General features: G+C 59.9%; 15 protein-coding genes. 11 read left to right on the top strand and 4 right to left on the bottom strand.

The annotated features are described in order from the left end of the window. Positions 1 to 6 precede the first annotated feature (6 nt). The 11 genes from ABH909_RS19820 to ABH909_RS19770 all read left to right on the top strand — a co-directional run bounded on the left by ABH909_RS19820 (position 7) and on the right by ABH909_RS19770 (position 12,535). The gene (locus ABH909_RS19820; protein WP_429385595.1) at positions 7 to 1,203 is read left to right on the top strand and encodes an acyl-CoA dehydrogenase family protein; all 1,197 of its coding nucleotides are present in this window, start codon (positions 7 to 9) and stop codon (positions 1,201 to 1,203) included. A gap of 2 nt (positions 1,204 to 1,205) precedes the next feature. Next, a complete protein-coding gene (locus ABH909_RS19815) occupies positions 1,206 to 2,360 on the top strand; it encodes an acyl-CoA dehydrogenase family protein (protein ID WP_429385596.1) in 1,155 nt (384 codons plus the stop codon). A gap of 17 nt (positions 2,361 to 2,377) precedes the next feature. Then, complete coding sequence (locus ABH909_RS19810; protein WP_429385597.1) at positions 2,378 to 3,541, top strand: acyl-CoA dehydrogenase family protein; 1,164 nt, start codon at positions 2,378 to 2,380, stop codon at positions 3,539 to 3,541. A gap of 10 nt (positions 3,542 to 3,551) precedes the next feature. Then, positions 3,552 to 4,364 carry an enoyl-CoA hydratase gene (locus ABH909_RS19805; protein ID WP_429385599.1) on the top strand — a complete coding sequence of 271 codons (813 nt, stop codon included), beginning with the start codon at positions 3,552 to 3,554 and terminating at the stop codon, positions 4,362 to 4,364. A 62-nt stretch (positions 4,365 to 4,426) separates the two neighbouring features. Further along, positions 4,427 to 5,344: an SDR family NAD(P)-dependent oxidoreductase gene (locus tag ABH909_RS19800; protein ID WP_429385600.1), complete on the top strand. Its 918-nt coding sequence runs from the start codon at positions 4,427 to 4,429 to the stop codon at positions 5,342 to 5,344. Positions 5,345 to 5,413: 69 nt separating this feature from the next. Continuing rightward, positions 5,414 to 6,283, top strand: a complete 870-nt coding sequence (locus ABH909_RS19795; protein ID WP_429385602.1) for a MaoC/PaaZ C-terminal domain-containing protein — start codon at positions 5,414 to 5,416, stop codon at positions 6,281 to 6,283. 13 nt (positions 6,284 to 6,296) lie between these two features. After that, positions 6,297 to 7,493 carry an acyl-CoA dehydrogenase family protein gene (locus ABH909_RS19790; RefSeq protein ID WP_429385604.1) on the top strand — a complete coding sequence of 399 codons (1,197 nt, stop codon included), beginning with the start codon at positions 6,297 to 6,299 and terminating at the stop codon, positions 7,491 to 7,493. A 27-nt stretch (positions 7,494 to 7,520) separates the two neighbouring features. Next, entirely contained in the window at positions 7,521 to 8,651 is a 1,131-nt protein-coding gene (locus ABH909_RS19785) for an acyl-CoA dehydrogenase family protein (RefSeq protein WP_429385605.1), read from the top strand. A 549-nt stretch (positions 8,652 to 9,200) separates the two neighbouring features. After that, complete coding sequence (locus ABH909_RS19780; RefSeq protein WP_429385607.1) at positions 9,201 to 9,950, top strand: electron transfer flavoprotein subunit beta/FixA family protein; 750 nt, start codon at positions 9,201 to 9,203, stop codon at positions 9,948 to 9,950. Then, positions 9,951 to 10,883: an electron transfer flavoprotein subunit alpha/FixB family protein gene (locus tag ABH909_RS19775; RefSeq protein WP_429385608.1), complete on the top strand. Its 933-nt coding sequence runs from the start codon at positions 9,951 to 9,953 to the stop codon at positions 10,881 to 10,883. It abuts the gene before it with no gap. 107 nt (positions 10,884 to 10,990) lie between these two features. Further along, positions 10,991 to 12,535 carry a class I adenylate-forming enzyme family protein gene (locus ABH909_RS19770; protein ID WP_429385610.1) on the top strand — a complete coding sequence of 515 codons (1,545 nt, stop codon included), beginning with the start codon at positions 10,991 to 10,993 and terminating at the stop codon, positions 12,533 to 12,535. Positions 12,536 to 12,589: 54 nt separating this feature from the next. Here the strand turns inward: ABH909_RS19770 and ABH909_RS19765 are convergent, their stop codons facing one another. From ABH909_RS19765 to ABH909_RS19750, 4 genes are read right to left on the bottom strand one after another with little or no spacing between them, the layout of a single operon-like run. Continuing rightward, a complete protein-coding gene (locus tag ABH909_RS19765) occupies positions 12,590 to 13,516 on the bottom strand; it encodes a LysR substrate-binding domain-containing protein (RefSeq protein WP_429385612.1) in 927 nt (308 codons plus the stop codon). A gap of 51 nt (positions 13,517 to 13,567) precedes the next feature. Continuing rightward, entirely contained in the window at positions 13,568 to 14,524 is a 957-nt protein-coding gene (locus ABH909_RS19760) for an SDR family NAD(P)-dependent oxidoreductase (protein WP_429385614.1), read from the bottom strand. 48 nt (positions 14,525 to 14,572) lie between these two features. Continuing rightward, positions 14,573 to 14,893, bottom strand: a complete 321-nt coding sequence (locus ABH909_RS19755; RefSeq protein WP_429385616.1) for a 2Fe-2S iron-sulfur cluster-binding protein — start codon at positions 14,891 to 14,893, stop codon at positions 14,573 to 14,575. A gap of 21 nt (positions 14,894 to 14,914) precedes the next feature. After that, positions 14,915 to 16,168, bottom strand: a complete 1,254-nt coding sequence (locus tag ABH909_RS19750; RefSeq protein ID WP_429385618.1) for an NAD(P)/FAD-dependent oxidoreductase — start codon at positions 16,166 to 16,168, stop codon at positions 14,915 to 14,917. Positions 16,169 to 16,291 lie beyond the last annotated feature (123 nt).

The following is a 16,291-nucleotide window of genomic DNA, read 5'->3' as shown; positions in this document are numbered from 1 at the left end:
AACTCCATGGAATTGCGATTCACACCGGAAGAACTGGCATTTCGCGATGAGGTCAGGGATTTTCTGAAGAATGCCGTGCCTGCTTCGATCCGGCGCAAGGTCGAATATGGCCAGCGCCTCTCCAAGGAGGAAATGGTCAATTGGGTGCAGATTCTCAATGCCAAGGGCTGGTCATGCCCGGCCTGGGCCCCGGAATGGGGCGGGCAGGCCTGGAGCGCCACGCAGCATTACATCTTCAAGGAGGAGCTGCACATGGCGCCCGCGCCCGAGCCGATCTCCTTCAATATGAACATGATCGGACCGGTGCTCATCGCCTTCGGCACGCAGCAACAGAAAGAGCACTTTCTGCCACGCGTCGCGAACATGGATTACTGGTTCTGTCAGGGCTTCTCGGAGCCTGGCGCGGGCTCGGACCTGGCCTCTTTGCGAACCAGCGCGGTGCGCGATGGCGACCATTATGTGGTCAACGGTCAGAAGCTCTGGACGTCCACTGCCCATCATGCCGATTGGTGTTTCATCCTCGTGCGCACCGACGCCACGGCGAAGAAGCAGCAGGGCATCAGCTTTGTGTTGATGGACATGAAAACGCCCGGCATTTCCATTCGCCCGATCGTTACCCTGGATGGACATCACGAAACCAACGAGATGTTCCTCGATAACGTGCGTATCCCGGTGAGTAATCTGATCGGCGAAGAAAACCGGGGCTGGGACGTCGCCAAGTTCCTGCTGGGTAGCGAACGGGGAGGAATCGCCCGTGTCGGCCTGTCCAAATTCCGCGTACGCCGGGCCAAGCAATTGGCGCGCAAGACGCCCGCCGGCGATGGCGTACTGGCAGACCAGCCGCGCTTCCGCGAGCGCGTCGCAGCCCTGGAAATCGAGCTCAAGGCATTGGAAATGACGCAGATGCGTGTCATTGCCGACAGCGACAAGTTCGGCCACAGCCCGGATCCGAGAAGCTCCATTCTCAAGATGAAAGGTTCGGAGTTGCAGCAGGCAGCCACAGAACTACTGATGGAGGTCGCCGGGTACAACGCCCTGGAATATGACCACGCTTTCGTCACGGGTGAACGTGAGGTGCAGCACGACGATGATTGGGCACGCACTATCGCGCCGAATTACTACTGGGTACGCCACGTCTCCATCGTAGGGGGCTCCAACGAAATCCAGCACAACATCCTGGCCAAAACTCTGCTCGGACTTTAAGTATGAATTTCGATTTCAATGAAGAACAGCGCATGATCAAGGATGCGGTCGACCGTCTGGTCGCCGACCGCTATGGCTTTGAACAGCGCGCGCGTTACTTGGGCGAGGCCGATGGCTGGAGTCGTGAGCTCTGGGCCAGCTACGCCGAACTGGGCCTGCTCGGCCTGCCGTTTGCCGAGGCTGACGGTGGTTTCGCAGGCGGTCCCGCTGAAACCATGATCGTCATGGAGGCGGTGGGCCGTGGCTTGCTGCTGGAGCCCTATCTGGCAAGTGTGGTGTTGGCCGGCGGCCTGGTGGCCAGCGCCGCCGACGAAGAACAGCGCGCCGAAATACTGCCGCCCCTCATTGCCGGAGAACGGCTCCTGGCATTCGCTCACAGCGAAGCACAAGCCCGCTATGACCTGGGCGACGTCGACACCCGTGCCCGCCGCGATCGGGATCACTGGGTCATCGATGGTTGCAAGCGCTTCGTGCTGCATGGCGACTGCGCCGACCAGTTGATCGTGTCAGCTCGCGTCAGCGGCGAGCGGTGCGATCCCGATGGCATCGCCTTGTTCGTCGTCGACGCCAAGGCTGTCGGCGTGAGTTGCAGGGGTTATCAAACCCAGGACCGCTTGCGCGCCGCGGACATCACTCTGGATGGCGTGCGTGTTCCGTTGGTGGCGCTGCTCGGTACGTCCGGCCAGGCGTTGCCGCTGATCGAAAAAGCCGTCGACGGTGCCATTGCGGCCTTGTGCGCTGAAGCCGTCGGCGCGATGCAGCAGGCTTTCGACATGACTGTGGAATACCTGAAGCTGCGCAAGCAGTTCGGCGTGCTCATCGGCTCGTTCCAGGTGCTGCAGCACAGTGCGGTGGACATGCTGGTGATGATCGAACAAGCGCGCAGTATGGCCTATTACGCCAGCATGATGGTCAACGAAGAAGACGTGCTCGAGCGTCGCCGTGCCATCGCCGCGGCCAAAGTGCAGATCAACCGATCGGCGCGCTTCGTGGCGCAGCAGGCCGTGCAACTGCATGGCGGCATCGGCGTGACCGAAGAATGTCGGGTGGGCCATTTCATGCGGCGCCTGTCCATGATCGAAATCCTGTTCGGCGATGCCGACCACCATCTAGCCCAGCTGGCGCGCGACGGCGGACTGATCGCCGCTGACGCCTGAATCGACGAGAGAATCCTATGAAACATGACGCAAACGACCCGTACCGCGAACTGCGTGACTCCCTGCGCAGCCTGTGCTCAGAGTTTCCGGATGAATACTGGCGCCAGATCGATCATGCGCGCACTTACCCGGAAGCGTTTGTCGACTCCCTGACCAAGGCGGGCTGGATGGCCGCGCTGATCCCGGAAGAGTATGGCGGCTCGGGGTTGGGACTGACCGAGGCGTCGGTGATCATGGAAGAGATCAACCGCAATGGCGGCAACTCGGGGTTCTGCCACGGTCAGATGTACAACATGAACACGTTGCTGCGAAACGGCTCCGAAGCGCAGAAGCGCCAGTACCTGCCCAGGATCGCCAGTGGCGAGTTGCGCCTGCAGTCCATGGCGGTGACGGAACCCACCACGGGTACCGACACCACCAAGATGCGCACCACCGCTGTAAAGAAAGGTGATCGCTATGTCGTCAACGGGCAGAAGGTATGGATTTCTCGCGTCCAGCACTCGGACTTGATGATTCTGTTGGCTCGCACCACGCCGCTGGCCGATGTGAAAAAGAAATCCGAGGGCTTGTCGTGCTTCCTGGTCAACTTGCATGACGCCATTGGCAAAGGGCTCGATGTGCGGCCCATTCCGAATATGGTCAACCACGAGACCAACGAGCTGTTTTTCGACAACCTGGAGATCCCGGAAGAAAACCTGATCGGCGAAGAAGGGCAGGGTTTCAAGTACATCCTCGACGGGCTCAATGCCGAGCGCACGCTGATTGCGGCAGAATGCATCGGCGACGGTTACTGGTTTGTCGACCGTGCCACGCGCTACGCTAACGACCGCGTGGTGTTCGATCGGCCGATCGGGAAAAACCAGGGTATCCAGTTCCCCATCGCCGAAGCCTACATGGACATCCGTGCTGCGGACCTGATGCGCTACCGTGCCTGCGAACTCTTCGACGCTCACCAGCCGTGCGGCGCCGAGGCCAACATGGCCAAACACTTGGCTGCGACTTCTTCGTGGAAGGCGGCGAACGCCTGCTTGCAGACCCATGGGGGTTTCGGCTTCGCCTGCGAGTACGACGTGGAACGAAAATTCCGCGAGACCCGCTTGTACCAGGTGGCACCGATCTCCACCAACCTGATCCTTTCCTACGTGGCCGAGCACATTCTCGGTCTGCCGCGGTCGTTCTGAGGAGGTTGGAATGAGCTACGAGAGCATTCTCTACGAAATCAAGGATCGCATCGCCACCATCGCCATCAACCGGCCGGACCAGCTCAACAGCTGGAATGACCAGGTGGCGACGGAGGTGTACGACGCGATGCAAGCGGCGGGTGCGGACCCGGGCGTGCGAGTGATCGTCTTCACCGGTGCCGGCAAGGCCTTCTGCGCGGGCGGTGACATCAATAGCTTTGGCGGCGACCCGAACGGGTTGATGACCAAGCTGCCGCGGCCTTTCGACATGCGCAAGCGCGCCGATTGGCAGACCCGATGCTCTTATTACCCGGCCATTCCCAAACCCGTGATCGCCATGCTCAATGGCGCGACAGTGGGAATCGGTCTTATCCACGCACTGTTCTGCGACATCCGGTTTGCCGCGCAAGACGCCACGATCACGACAGCGTTCGCCCGTCGTGGCCTGACGGCCGAGTACGGCATGGCCTGGATCCTGGAACACCATGTCGGCCAGGCGCATGCCCTGGACCTGCTGTTGTCGGGACGCAAGATCAAGGGCCGCGAGGCCGAGCGCATGGGCCTGGTAAACCTCGCAGTGCCTGCCGATGAATTGGTTGCTCACACCTATGCCTACGCCCGTGACCTGGCGCAGAACTGCTCGCCGCGCTCGATGCGCATCATGAAGCAGCAGTTGTGGGAGGTGCCGTTCCAGACGTGTCATGAGGCGGTGATGAGCGCCGGCCTCGATATGCCGATCGCCAATCAAGGGGAAGACTACAAGGAGGGCATCGCCAGTTTTATGGAGAAGCGCCCACCGCAGTTCCCGGACGATAAATTCTGAATACTCGCGACCACGGGCTCCTGCGGGGCAGTGGTCCAATCTAACAACAAGAGGAATCCGTTATGAGTGGAATGGTTGAAGGTAAAGTCGTGGTCGTCACCGGTGCCGGTAACGGTATTGGTCGAGCCATTGCATTGGCAATGGCGTCTGAAGGTGCCCGCTTGGTGGTCAACGACCTGGGTTCTTCGGTTCATGGCGAAGGCCAGGACGCAGGCCCTGCGCAGCGTGTGGTCGATGAAATCAAGGCCGCGGGTGGCGAAGCGGTGGCCAGCACCGATAGCGTGGCGGGTTGGGATTCGGCCCATCGAATCGTGCAAACCGCGATGGATACGTTCGGCCAGATCGACACCGTGGTGAACAATGCCGGCATCCTGCGTGACCGCATGTTCCACAAAATGGACGAGCAGGAATGGATGGCGGTGCTCAATGTGCACCTCAATGGTTCGTTCTTCATGGCCCGCGCCGCCGCCCCGCATTTCCGCGCGCAGGGCTCGGGCAACTACATCCATATGACGTCCAACACTGGCCTGGTCGGGAACATCGGTCAGGTCAATTACGCGGCGGCCAAGATGGGCATCGTCGGCATGTCCAAGGCGATCGCTCTGGACATGGCCAATTTCGGCGTGCGGTCCAACTGTATCTCGCCAGCGGCCTGGAGCCGGATGATCGGCGCGGTCCCCACTGACACGCCAGAGAAAAAGCTGCAGGCCGAGCGTATGGAGCGAATGATGCACCCCTCGCGTCAAGCGCCGTTGGCGGTGTTCCTGGCCTCCGACCAGGCCAAGGATGTGTCGGGCCAGATCTTCTACGTACGTGCCAACGAAATCATGCTGGTCAGCCAGCCGCGCGTTACCCGTTCCGTACACCGTGACAATGGCTGGACCCCGCGCGACGTGGCCGAGCACGCCATACCCGCGCTGCGCTCAAGCTTCCTGCCCTTGCATCAGACTCACGACGTCTACAGCTGGGAACCCATCTGAGCTGAATGCCATCAAGCCCCATCGATGCTGTCGTTGGGGCGAGCCCGACACCAACTGCGAGCGATCCCCATGTTGAACTATGAACGCGTCAAGCACTGGCCTATCGAAGAGGTCACGCGCAGCTATACGGAGCGCGACACCATTCTTTACGCTCTCGGCCTCGGGGTGGGTGGTGATCCAATGGACCCCGTCCAGCTGCGGTTCACCTATGAAAAAGAGTTGCAATCGGTGCCGACGCTCGCGGCGGCAATCGCTTGGCCCAAGCCATGGATGACCAACCCTGACACCGGCGTGAACTACCTCAAACTTGTTCATGGAGAGCAGGATACCCGCTGGTTTCTGCCGATGCCGACCAACGCAACGGTGATCAGCCGTACCCGTGTCAATCGAGTCTGCGATAAGGGTGAAGGCAAGGGTGCCATCGTCGAACTGCTGCGCGACATTATCGACGCAGGCAGTGGCGAGCGCATCGCCCAGACGCGCCAGGTGTCCTTCCTGCGTGGTGATGGTGGTTATACGGCGCAAGGCGGCGCCAGTGACGAACCGCCAGAGAGCCTGCCGGCGGTGCCGGATCGCGCGCCTGATTTTGAATATGAACTCTTGTCGCCTACCCAGGCCGCGCTGATCTACAGGTTGTCCGGCGATGCCAACCCGTTGCATGCCGATCCTGAGGTGGCGTCACGTGCGGGTTTCAAACAGCCGATCCTGCATGGCCTGGCCACCTACGGCATGGCGGCTTTCGCCGCGATCAAGTGCTGTGCCGATGGCGAAGCATCGCGGCTCAAGCGCTTGGCCGCGCGTTTTACCTCGCCTGTCTACCCAGGTGAAACGCTGCGCTTCCAGTTTTGGAGCGGCGAGGGCGGTCGGGTGCACCTGCGGGCGCGGATCGACAGTCGCGACACTGTGGTGCTGAACAACGGTTTGATCGAGATCGATTGAGGAGTATGGGCCGATGGACTTTCGTGAAAGCGCCGAAGATCAGACTTTTCGCCTGCAAGTGCGTGCATTCGTAGAGCGCGAACTGCCGACGGACATCCGTGATCGGGTGTTGAATTTTCAACACCTGGGCCGCGAGGATTATGTGCGTTGGCAGCGCATCCTGCACCAGCAGGGGTGGGGGGCACCGGGTTGGCCGGCTGCCTTTGGCGGCGCGGGCTGGACGGCTGCGCAGCGCAACATCTTTGACGAAGAATGCTTCACGGCAGGTGCGCCAAGACAAATGCCGTTCGGGTTGTCCATGGTCGCACCGGTGCTGCAAAAATTCGGCACACCGCAGCAGCAGGCGCGTTTCCTGCCGCGTATTCTGGATATGAGCGACTGGTGGTGCCAAGGCTACTCGGAGCCGGGCGCAGGTTCCGATTTGTCGGCACTGCGTTGCCGGGCCGAGGTCAGTGGCGACAGCTATCTGGTCAATGGCCAGAAGATATGGACATCGTTCGCGCAGTGGGCGAACTGGATTTTTTGCCTGGTCCGTACGCACAGCGAAGGCCGCCAGCAGGAGGGCATTTCCTTCTTGCTTATCGACATGTCCACCCCTGGAATTCAGGTGCGTCCGATCAAAACGCTCGATGGTGGCCACGACGTGAACGAAGTGTTCTTCGACAACGTCCGGGTGCCTCGGGACAACCTGGTGGGTGAAGAACACAAGGGCTGGGCCATTGCTAAATACCTGCTCGGTCATGAACGCACCAACATTGCCGGCCTGGGCAATTGCAAACGGTTCATGCGACGGCTCAAGGAAATCGCCGCCAGCACCCAAAAACACGGCCGGCCTCTCCTCGAAGACGTGCGGTTTCGCGACAAGGTCGTTTCCATAGAGATGGAGCTGCTCGCCCATGAATGGTCGTTGCTGCGCTTGATCGACCAGGAAGGGAAGGGGCAGGGCAAAGGCATTGAGGCCTCGCTGTTGAAAATTCGGGGCTCGGAGATACAGCAACGCCTGACCGAGCTGATCATGGAGTGTGCCGGGCCTTATGCGGTGCCCTTCGTGCCCGAGGCACTGGAAGGTGACGCCGACATCGACACGGCCAATGGACGATTGCTCAACGCATTGGCGCCGCACTATCTGGACTGGCGCAAGATCTCGATCTACGGCGGGTCCAACGAAGTGCAGAAGAATATTATTGCCAAATTGACCCTTGGCCTTTGACCGGCGCATACGCCCGGAGGTTTTGCGATGGACTTCTCCCTCAATGAAGAGCAGCAGATGCTCGCTGACCTGGTTGCCCGCTTTGTCGAACGCCAATGCGATTTCGAGGCGCGCCGCGTCTCGGCTGCGAGCGACCGGGGCTGGTCCGAGGACAACTGGGCGGCGCTCGCTGAAACTGGCCTGTTAGCCCTCGCTCTCGATGAGCAGTATGGTGGTCTCGGCGCTGGAGCCGAAGAAATGCTGGCGGTGATGGAAGCATTTGGCCGGGGGCTCGTTCTGGAGCCCTATCTGGCCAGCGCGCTGGTCGGCGCCCCGCTGCTGCAGCGGGTTGGCAGCGTGCAGCACAAAGAGCATTTGTTGCCGACGTTGGCCAGTGGTGAACTTCGCATCAGCCTGGCAACGCTGGAGCCGCAGAGCCGATTCGACTTGTGCGATGTGTCGTGCATTGCTCGCGAAACTCAAGACGGTTTCCGTCTGGAGGGGCGCAAGAGCGTGGTATCGCACGGTGACTCTGCTGATTGGCTGATCGTTTCCGCGAGGACCGGCGGCGCGCAAACTGACCGTCATGGCATTAGTCTGTTTCTGATTGATGCGAACTCGCCCGGCGTCATCGTACGCAGTTTTGCCGGGCTGGATGGGCAACGTGTCGCGGAGGTGCAGTTTGATGGCGTCAACGTGGCTCGAGATGCCTTGCTGGGGCCGGTGCATGAGGCATTGGAGGATCTGGAGTGGGCCGTGGATCGTGCCTGCTTCGCCTTGTGTGCCGAAGCCGTAGGTTGCATGGACCGCTTGATTGAACTGACAGTCGAGTATCTGCAGACCCGCAAGCAGTTTGGCAAGCCGATCGGCACCTTCCAGGTGTTGCAGCATCGGGTTGCCGAAATGCTCGGGCTGAGCGAGCAGGCACGTTCCATCACCCACTACGCTGCGGCCAATCTAAATGGTGAGCGCGATGATCGAGCACGCGCGGTTTCAGCCGCCAAGACCTTGGTCGGACGCGCCGGCCGCTTGATCGGGCAACATGCCACGCAGTTGCACGGCGGCATGGGCATGACCGATGAACTCGCGGTGGGTTGGTTCTTCAAGCGTTTGACCGTGATTGATATGACATGGGGCGACAGCGACCACTACGTCGAACGTTATGGCACATTGATGTAGGGCAAATCCGCAGGAATCAATCCGATTCAGCACCAAAACCCAGGGCCGCATTGCGGCCCTGGGTCGTGGTGGTCCAAGCGAAAGCAGGCTCGCTAGCGGAGCATCGCCAGGCTGCCTGTCGGTGCGTAGCAGGTATAGGGATGGAGGTGGCAAGCCTCGACACGAGCTCGAAGCTCAGCCTGGCGGCTTTCGATAACGAAATGCGCGCCAACGATGAGGGCGAACATGAACAGCGAAACACTAACGGGTAAGGATAGTTTCATGTCGTTCATACCTGCTTTTAGCAGTGTTATTGGAATTAGTAGCGCCTGGCCCTCTGTCGAGATGCGTGGTCTCTGAGAGTACATCTCAGGCGCTGGCTTGATCTTGCCACAGCGCTCAGCAAAACTGAACGCCGTTTGTAAATATAAATAGCAGGTGTGTGAAGGTTTGCCAGCGGAATAGGACGAGTGGTTCGACCAGGCGCTCGGATCATAGAGGCGAACGTTTGACAATGCGCCAAACGTTATTCATCATTGTGAATGTCGTTCGTATATTTGCGAGGTTGCGATGAAGGTTTTTGTAGCTGTGAAACGTGTGGTCGACTACAACGTCAAGGTTCGCGTCAAACCGGATAACTCTGGTGTCGACCTTGCCAATGTCAAAATGTCGTTGAACCCATTCTGCGAGATCGCCGTGGAAGAAGCCGTACGCCTGAAAGAGAAGGGTGTTGCGACTGAAATCGTCGTCGTCTCCGTCGGCCCGTCCACCGCTCAGGAGCAACTGCGCACCGCGCTGGCTCTGGGTGCCGACCGTGCCATCCTCGTCGAATCCGCCGAAGATCTGACTTCGCTGGCTGTTGCCAAACTGTTGAAAGCCGTTGTCGACAAGGAACAGCCTCAGCTGGTGATCCTTGGCAAACAGGCCATCGACAGCGACAACAACCAGACTGGCCAGATGCTCGCGGCATTGAGCGGCTACGGTCAGGGCACGTTCGCGTCCAAAGTCGAAATCAGCGGCGACAGCGTTGCCGTGACTCGTGAAGTCGACGGCGGCGCGCAGACGGTTTCCCTGAAACTGCCGGCCATCGTCACCACCGACCTGCGTTTGAACGAGCCGCGCTACGCGTCCCTGCCAAACATCATGAAAGCCAAGAAGAAGCCTCTCGAAGTGCTGACTCCGGACGCTTTGGGCGTTTCCACCGCCTCCACCAACAAGACCGTGAAAGTCGAAGCGCCAGCTGCACGCAGCGCGGGTATCAAGGTCAAGTCGGTGGCTGAACTGGTCGAGAAACTGAAAAACGAAGCGAAGGTAATCTAAATGACTATCTTGGTTATTGCTGAACACGACAACAAAGTGCTGGCCCCGGCCACGCTGAACACCGTCGCTGCCGCCGTTAAAATCGGTGGTGACATCCACGTTCTGGTTGCAGGCCAAGGCGCTGGTGCCGTGGCTGAAGCCGCTGCGAAAATCGCGGGCGTGGCTAAAGTGCTGGTGGCCGATAACGCCGCCTACACTCACCAGCTGCCGGAAAACGTTGCTCCTCTGGTTGCCGAATTGGGCAAGGGCTACAGCCACATCCTGGCTGCCGCGACTTCCAACGGCAAAAACATCCTGCCGCGCGTTGCCGCTGCACTGGACGTTGACCAGATCTCCGAGATCATCTCGGTCGAAAGCGCTGACACTTTCAAGCGCCCGATCTATGCCGGTAACGCCATCGCCACCGTTCAATCGAACGCTGCGGTCAAAGTGATCACCGTGCGTGTTACCGGTTTCGACCCGGTTGCTGCTGAAGGTGGATCGGCTTCGGTTGAAGCCGTTGCAGCTGCTCACGATGCGGGTATTTCCAGCTTCGTCGGCGAAGAATTGGCCAAGTCCGATCGTCCGGAACTGACCGCTGCCAAGATCGTCGTTTCCGGCGGCCGCGGCATGCAGAACGGCGACAACTTCAAACATCTGTACGCCCTGGCCGACAAGCTGGGTGCTGCCGTCGGTGCTTCCCGCGCCGCCGTCGACGCAGGTTTCGTACCCAACGACATGCAGGTCGGTCAGACCGGCAAGATCGTTGCTCCACAGCTGTACATCGCCGTCGGTATCTCCGGCGCGATCCAGCACCTGGCCGGCATGAAAGACTCCAAAGTGATCGTTGCGATCAACAAGGACGAAGAAGCGCCGATCTTCCAGGTGGCCGATTACGGCCTGGTGGCGGACCTGTTTGAGGCTGTACCGGAATTGACTGGCAGTCTAACCTGACGCTAACGGTCGTCGCAGGTCCGGTACAACGCGGCGACCTCTACATGAGCGGCAGGTGCGGGCCCCCCCTGACTGCCGACTCTGGACCATCAGCATACGAGATAATAATGAAAACACTCGGTGAGTTGCTGGAACGCAACGCTTGCCTGTTTCCGCACCAGGAAGCGGTCGTTTACGATGACCGTCGCATCACCTATTCGCAACTGCTCGATCGCGCTCGCAGGTTGTCATCCGCCTTGTACGCTCGCGGTATGCGACATCAGGATCGCGTTGCGATCCTGGCAATGAATTGCAATGAATATTTTGATGTGTACGCGGCCTGTCAGCTGACGGGCTATATCTGTGCCACGGTGAACTTCCGCCTGGCAGGACCTGAAATCGAATACATCCTCCAGGACAGCGCCCCTCGGGTACTGGTTTTCGAAGATCAGTACAGCGATGTGATCGATGCCCTGCGCCCGCAGTTGAAGTCGGTCGAGCACTACCTGTGCATCGGAAACTGCCCACCTTGGGCGCAGCCCTACGAGGAAGCTCTTTCGGTAGCGCAAAGCGTTGGCGCGCCGATGCGAGCGGTACCCGATGATATCGTGCATCTGGTCTACACCAGCGGCACCACTGGGCGACCCAAGGGGGCAGCGCGCAGCCAGCGAGGCGATCTTGCCCTGGCGCAAAACCAGGCCGCCGTGATGGACATCCGCATCAACGGGCGTGTGCTTGTGATGATGCCCATGTTTCATGCCGGCGGGCTGTCGATGATGCTATCGGAGTTCTGGAATGCGGGCTGCGTGATCCTGCATCGTAAATTCGAGCCCCGCGAAGTGCTGCGCACCATTGAGCGTGAGCGCGTGGTCACCGTGCACATGGCCCCGACCATCGTGCAGCAGGTATTGGAGCTTCCCGATATCCGCGACTACGATCTGTCGAGCCTGGAAACCATCCTGTATGCCGCCGCGCCCATGCCAGTCGCGGTCTTGCGACGCGGGGTGGAATTACTGGGGCCCATATTCGTCAACTCCTGGGGCATGACCGAGACCAGCGGTACGGTGTTGCCCCGGCATCTGCACAAGCTAGAGGGAAGCGAGGAAGACTTGCGCCGTCTTGGCTCGATCGGGCAGGCCATGACCTACTGTGACATCCGTATCGTGGATGACAACGAGCAGGACTGCCCTGACGGAACACCGGGTGAGATCTGGATCCGCTCACCCGCCAACCTGGCTTATTACTGGAACAACAATGCCGCCACGCTCGAAGCGCTGCGTGATGGGTGGTTACGCACCGGTGACATGGCGTGGCGCGACGATCAGGGATTCCTGTATCTGGTTGACCGCAAGAAGGACATGATCATTTCCGGCGGTGAAAACATCTATTGCCAGGAGGTCGAGCAGGCGCTCATGTTTCATCCGAATGTTAGCGACGTGGCGGTCATCGGTGTGCCACACGAGAAGTGGGGCGAGACCGTCAAGGCAGTCGTGGTGCTGAAGGCGGATGCCGAGTTGTCCGCTGAACAGTTGATCGACTTTTCTGGAATACGGATTGCGCGCTATAAGCGGCCGACCAGCGTGGACTTCGTGACCGAACTGCCGCGCCTTCCAAGCGGCAAGGTCAATAAAATCGCGCTTCGTCAGATGTTTTCCGCCCAGGCGCCGGCTTGATACCGGGACTGCATCACATCGCAAGCGGGTAGCATTTTTGCGTATGGCGCGATTTCAAATCGCAGAACGTGGGGGCGCTGCAATGGGCCTGCCCGCTGGGTAGTGTTCAAGCATGAAATCGACGAACGCGTGTACCTTGCGTGACGCTCTGCGCCCCTGCGGGTAGAGCATTTCCATGGTTGGGGCGTCCGTTACCCAATCCGCCAGGATCTGGCAGAGCGCCCCGCTGCGCAGGTGCTCCTCCAGATAAAACCCCATGCCTTGCATGACGCCTTGACCACTCAGCGCTGCTTCTATCTGGATGCAGCCTTGTGTGATGGACAGGTTGCTTGGCAGGTCCAGCGTCTTGCGATGACCATGCTGCTCAAACGACCAGGGATGCATCCGGCCGGTGCGTGTATCCCGGTAGCTGATGCAGTCATGGGCGCGCAGGTCTTCCGGAACCTGTGGCATTTGACGTGTTGCAAGGTAGCGCGGCGAAGCCACCGTGAGCAGGGGAGTGTGGCCAAGCGGGCGCGCGATCATGCTCGAGTCGCCCAGGGGACCGAGCCTGATGATCACGTCATGCTGGCTTTCGACCGTATCGTAGAGCTGCTCGGAGTCCGAGAAGTCCAGCTGAATGTCCGGATAACGCTGGCGAAACGCGTCAAGCATGGGGACGACCAGGTATTGGCCAATGATACTTGGGGCGTCTACACGCAACCTTCCGCGCGGCTGGACTTGCGAACCGCAGAGCAGGGACTCTACGTCGGCGAGCTCATCGAGCAGATGCCGGCAATGCGAATAATAGATCGAGCCTTCGTCGGTCAGGTTGATGCGGCGTGTGGTGCGATTGAGAAGGCGCACGCCCAAAGCGCGCTCAAGCTTGCTCAAATGGGTAGAGACCATCGACGGCGACAGACTCAGCGCCGTCGCTGCGGTACTGAGACTGCCATGGTCCACCACCGCCATGAAGACTTCCATGCTGCGTAGCTTGTCCACGTTCATCTCCAACGAAACAGAACGCCCTGGATCCCGCAGGGCGATAGCATGTTACAGCGATTGACCCAGTGTGCGGCCAATAATCGAGAATTCGTCGGACAGGGAATCCGGAATGCTGAACGCTCCCACGTCCCCGATCCGCAGAAAATGCTCGGCCAGGCCCTCGGCTGTTGCCGGCTTGTATCGCGGACCGGCCCAGCCGTCCGTCACGCCAATGAAGGCTCGCGCATATCGACCGAGGGCCGCCGAATAGATTGCGCGAGTGCTGGTACAGGATTCGCTCGCGAGGTAGACCGCAAGCGGCGTGACAAACTCGGGTAAGTAGGAGCTGCCCAGTTTTTCGCCCAATGACGCATATTGGGCGGTAAACGCGGCCAATTGTTCAGGGTCCATCGCGGCCTCCATGCGACTGGTGGCGACGGGAAGCAGCGCGTTGCACAGCACGCCGTGGTCCTTGCCTTCGAGTGATAACACGTTCATCACGCCCAACAGTCCGGCCTTGGCGGCGGCATACGCCGCCTGCTTGGGATTACCGAAAACGGCCGCCCCGGAGGACATGAACAAAATTCGGCCGTAGCCTTGCTGCTTCATGATCCTGTAGGCAGGTTGGGTGACGTAGATGGCGCCTTTAAGGTGCACATCCAAAAGCGAATCGAGGGTTTCGTCATCGATGTCTTCGAACGACGCGTTGCGCAAGTGACCGGCGTTGTTGATGACGATGTCGACCTTGCCGAAGTTTTCCAATGCTGTTCGCACGATACTTTCGCCACCGGCGCGGCTGCTGACGGAGTCATAATTGGCGGCAGCTTTGCCGCCGGCCGCGCGGATGGCGTCCACGACCTCATCCGCCATCCCATGGGAACTGCCTTGGCCGTCGAACCGACCGCCCAAGTCATTCACCACCACTGCAGCACCCCTGGCGGCGAGTTCCAAGGCGAAGGTGCGACCCAGGCCACCGCCTGCACCGGTGACAATGGCGACGCGGTGGGTAAAGTCAATATTAGTCATGTGTGGTCTCGCTTTGTTTTTGTTGTCGGGGGGACTCGCACGCTCAGGTCAGCGTGATGTCGGGGGGAGCCGGATCACCAGCCCATCCAGCTGCGGCGTGACGATGATCTGACAACTGAGCCGACTGCTTTCGGTGACTTCGACCGCGCAGGCGAGCATGTCATTTTCATAGGGCTCGGCAACAGGCATATGCTGCGCCCATTCTCGCTCGACGTAGCCGTGGCAGGTCGCGCAGCTGCAACTGCCGCCGCAGTCCCCGAGAATGCCGGGAACCTGATGATTGACCGCGACCTGCATGACCGACAGGCCGAGCGGTGCATCGATGCGCTGTTCGCTGCCGTCTGGCTGGATGAAGATGATCGTTGGCATGGGTAACCTCGCGGGGAAATGTCAGGGATGGGTCAGCCAGTCTTTGACAGGGATGTCCTCGTCAGCCAGGCGACACGGGTCGACACGGATCCGTTCGCTGATCAGCCGCTTGGCCAACATGAATTCGGGCGCGCGATTGACCGTATCGACCGCCAGCAGGTAACCGTCTTTCAAGTAGAAGGCGGCAAAGCATTCGCTTTCAGTCGTCCCGCGCATCACCAACTGGTCATAGCCTTGGGACAGACCGACCATTTTCAACTTCAGATGGTATTGGTCCGACCAGAACCATGGGACGGACGCATAGGCTTTGGGTATGCCGCAGACTGACGCAGCGACGCAGCGCGCCTGCTCCAGGGCATTCGGCACCGACTCCAGTCGCAGTCGTCGCCCAAAAAAGCGATTGGGGTGGTTGGTGCAGTCACCGGCGGCATAGATATTCGGGTCGCTGGTTTGACCGAACTCGTCGACCAGGATGCCGTTGTCTACTGCCAGGCCGGCATCTGAGGCCAGCTCGACGTTGGGGACAAGACCGATACCGACCACGACGAGATCAGCCTCAACCCAGCTGCCATCGACGGACACCACCGTGGTGATGGTATTACCTGAAGGATCCAGTTGGACGTCCTCCACTTGAGTGTCAGTGCGAATCTCGACGCCCGCGTTTCGATGTTGCGCGGCGTAGAAAGCCGACAGTTCGGGGGCAGTGACCCGAGCCAGCACGCGCGGCAGTGCTTCCAGGATCGTGACGTGCAGCCCGCGCTCTATTGCAACGGCAGCCACCTCGAGGCCAACGTAGCCACCGCCAATGATCACCAGGCGCTTGCCAGGTTTGAACTGCTCGCGCATGCGATCGACATCCGCGAGCGTGCGCAGGTAATGGAGGTTGTCCGGGGTCCTTTGTTGAATTCGCGGCACTGGCAGCGGGCGTGGTCTTCCTCCCGTGGCCAGAATGAGTCGGTCGTAGTGCGCTGTCCTGCCATCGGCGAGGTGGACCCTGGCACTGGCGCGATCGATGGCGTTGACCCTTACGCCTCCGATGAACTCGATGTTCGCGCTTTCAAAGACTGCCATTGGCTTTATCAGCAGGCTTTGAGCAGTGACGGTGCCTGCCAGGTAAGCTTTCGATAACGGCGGGCGATGATAGGGGAGGGACGACTCTTCACCGATGACAGAAATTCGGCCTCGCCAGCCGTTGTCTCGCATATGGATTGCCAATTCACCGGCGGCGTGCCCTGCGCCCACGATGATGGCAGTGCCTGAAAGTACTTCGCTCATATCGACACCTTTGATCGACGACTTGATCCACGTACGTGGCGTTGTGACTTATTCGAAACCCGCCCATCGCGTCGCTCGAGTCACGACAAAGTATGCCGCTTGAACAGCGCGGCATTATTCAAT

Origin of the sequence: Pseudomonas sp. BS3782 TE3695 (assembly GCF_050435305.1) — a bacterium.
Lineage (GTDB): Bacteria > Pseudomonadota > Gammaproteobacteria > Pseudomonadales > Pseudomonadaceae > Aquipseudomonas.
Note: the sequence above shows the minus strand (reverse complement) of the source record. Positions and strands in the feature narration are given on the sequence as shown.

What these genes read in the sequence shown, in the direction of transcription:
- ABH909_RS19770 (WP_429385610.1), top strand. Translation starts at nt 10,991, where the DNA reads ATGAAAACACTCGGTGAGTTGCTGGAACGCAACGCTTGCCTGTTTCCG.
- ABH909_RS19755 (WP_429385616.1), bottom strand. Translation starts at nt 14,893, where the DNA reads ATGCCAACGATCATCTTCATCCAGCCAGACGGCAGCGAACAGCGCATC.
- ABH909_RS19775 (WP_429385608.1), top strand. Translation starts at nt 9,951, where the DNA reads ATGACTATCTTGGTTATTGCTGAACACGACAACAAAGTGCTGGCCCCG.
- ABH909_RS19790 (WP_429385604.1), top strand. Translation starts at nt 6,297, where the DNA reads ATGGACTTTCGTGAAAGCGCCGAAGATCAGACTTTTCGCCTGCAAGTG.
- ABH909_RS19800 (WP_429385600.1), top strand. Translation starts at nt 4,427, where the DNA reads ATGAGTGGAATGGTTGAAGGTAAAGTCGTGGTCGTCACCGGTGCCGGT.
- ABH909_RS19810 (WP_429385597.1), top strand. Translation starts at nt 2,378, where the DNA reads ATGAAACATGACGCAAACGACCCGTACCGCGAACTGCGTGACTCCCTG.
- ABH909_RS19820 (WP_429385595.1), top strand. Translation starts at nt 7, where the DNA reads ATGGAATTGCGATTCACACCGGAAGAACTGGCATTTCGCGATGAGGTC.
- ABH909_RS19785 (WP_429385605.1), top strand. Translation starts at nt 7,521, where the DNA reads ATGGACTTCTCCCTCAATGAAGAGCAGCAGATGCTCGCTGACCTGGTT.
- ABH909_RS19760 (WP_429385614.1), bottom strand. Translation starts at nt 14,524, where the DNA reads ATGACTAATATTGACTTTACCCACCGCGTCGCCATTGTCACCGGTGCA.
- ABH909_RS19780 (WP_429385607.1), top strand. Translation starts at nt 9,201, where the DNA reads ATGAAGGTTTTTGTAGCTGTGAAACGTGTGGTCGACTACAACGTCAAG.
- ABH909_RS19795 (WP_429385602.1), top strand. Translation starts at nt 5,414, where the DNA reads ATGTTGAACTATGAACGCGTCAAGCACTGGCCTATCGAAGAGGTCACG.
- ABH909_RS19805 (WP_429385599.1), top strand. Translation starts at nt 3,552, where the DNA reads ATGAGCTACGAGAGCATTCTCTACGAAATCAAGGATCGCATCGCCACC.
- ABH909_RS19815 (WP_429385596.1), top strand. Translation starts at nt 1,206, where the DNA reads ATGAATTTCGATTTCAATGAAGAACAGCGCATGATCAAGGATGCGGTC.
- ABH909_RS19750 (WP_429385618.1), bottom strand. Translation starts at nt 16,168, where the DNA reads ATGAGCGAAGTACTTTCAGGCACTGCCATCATCGTGGGCGCAGGGCAC.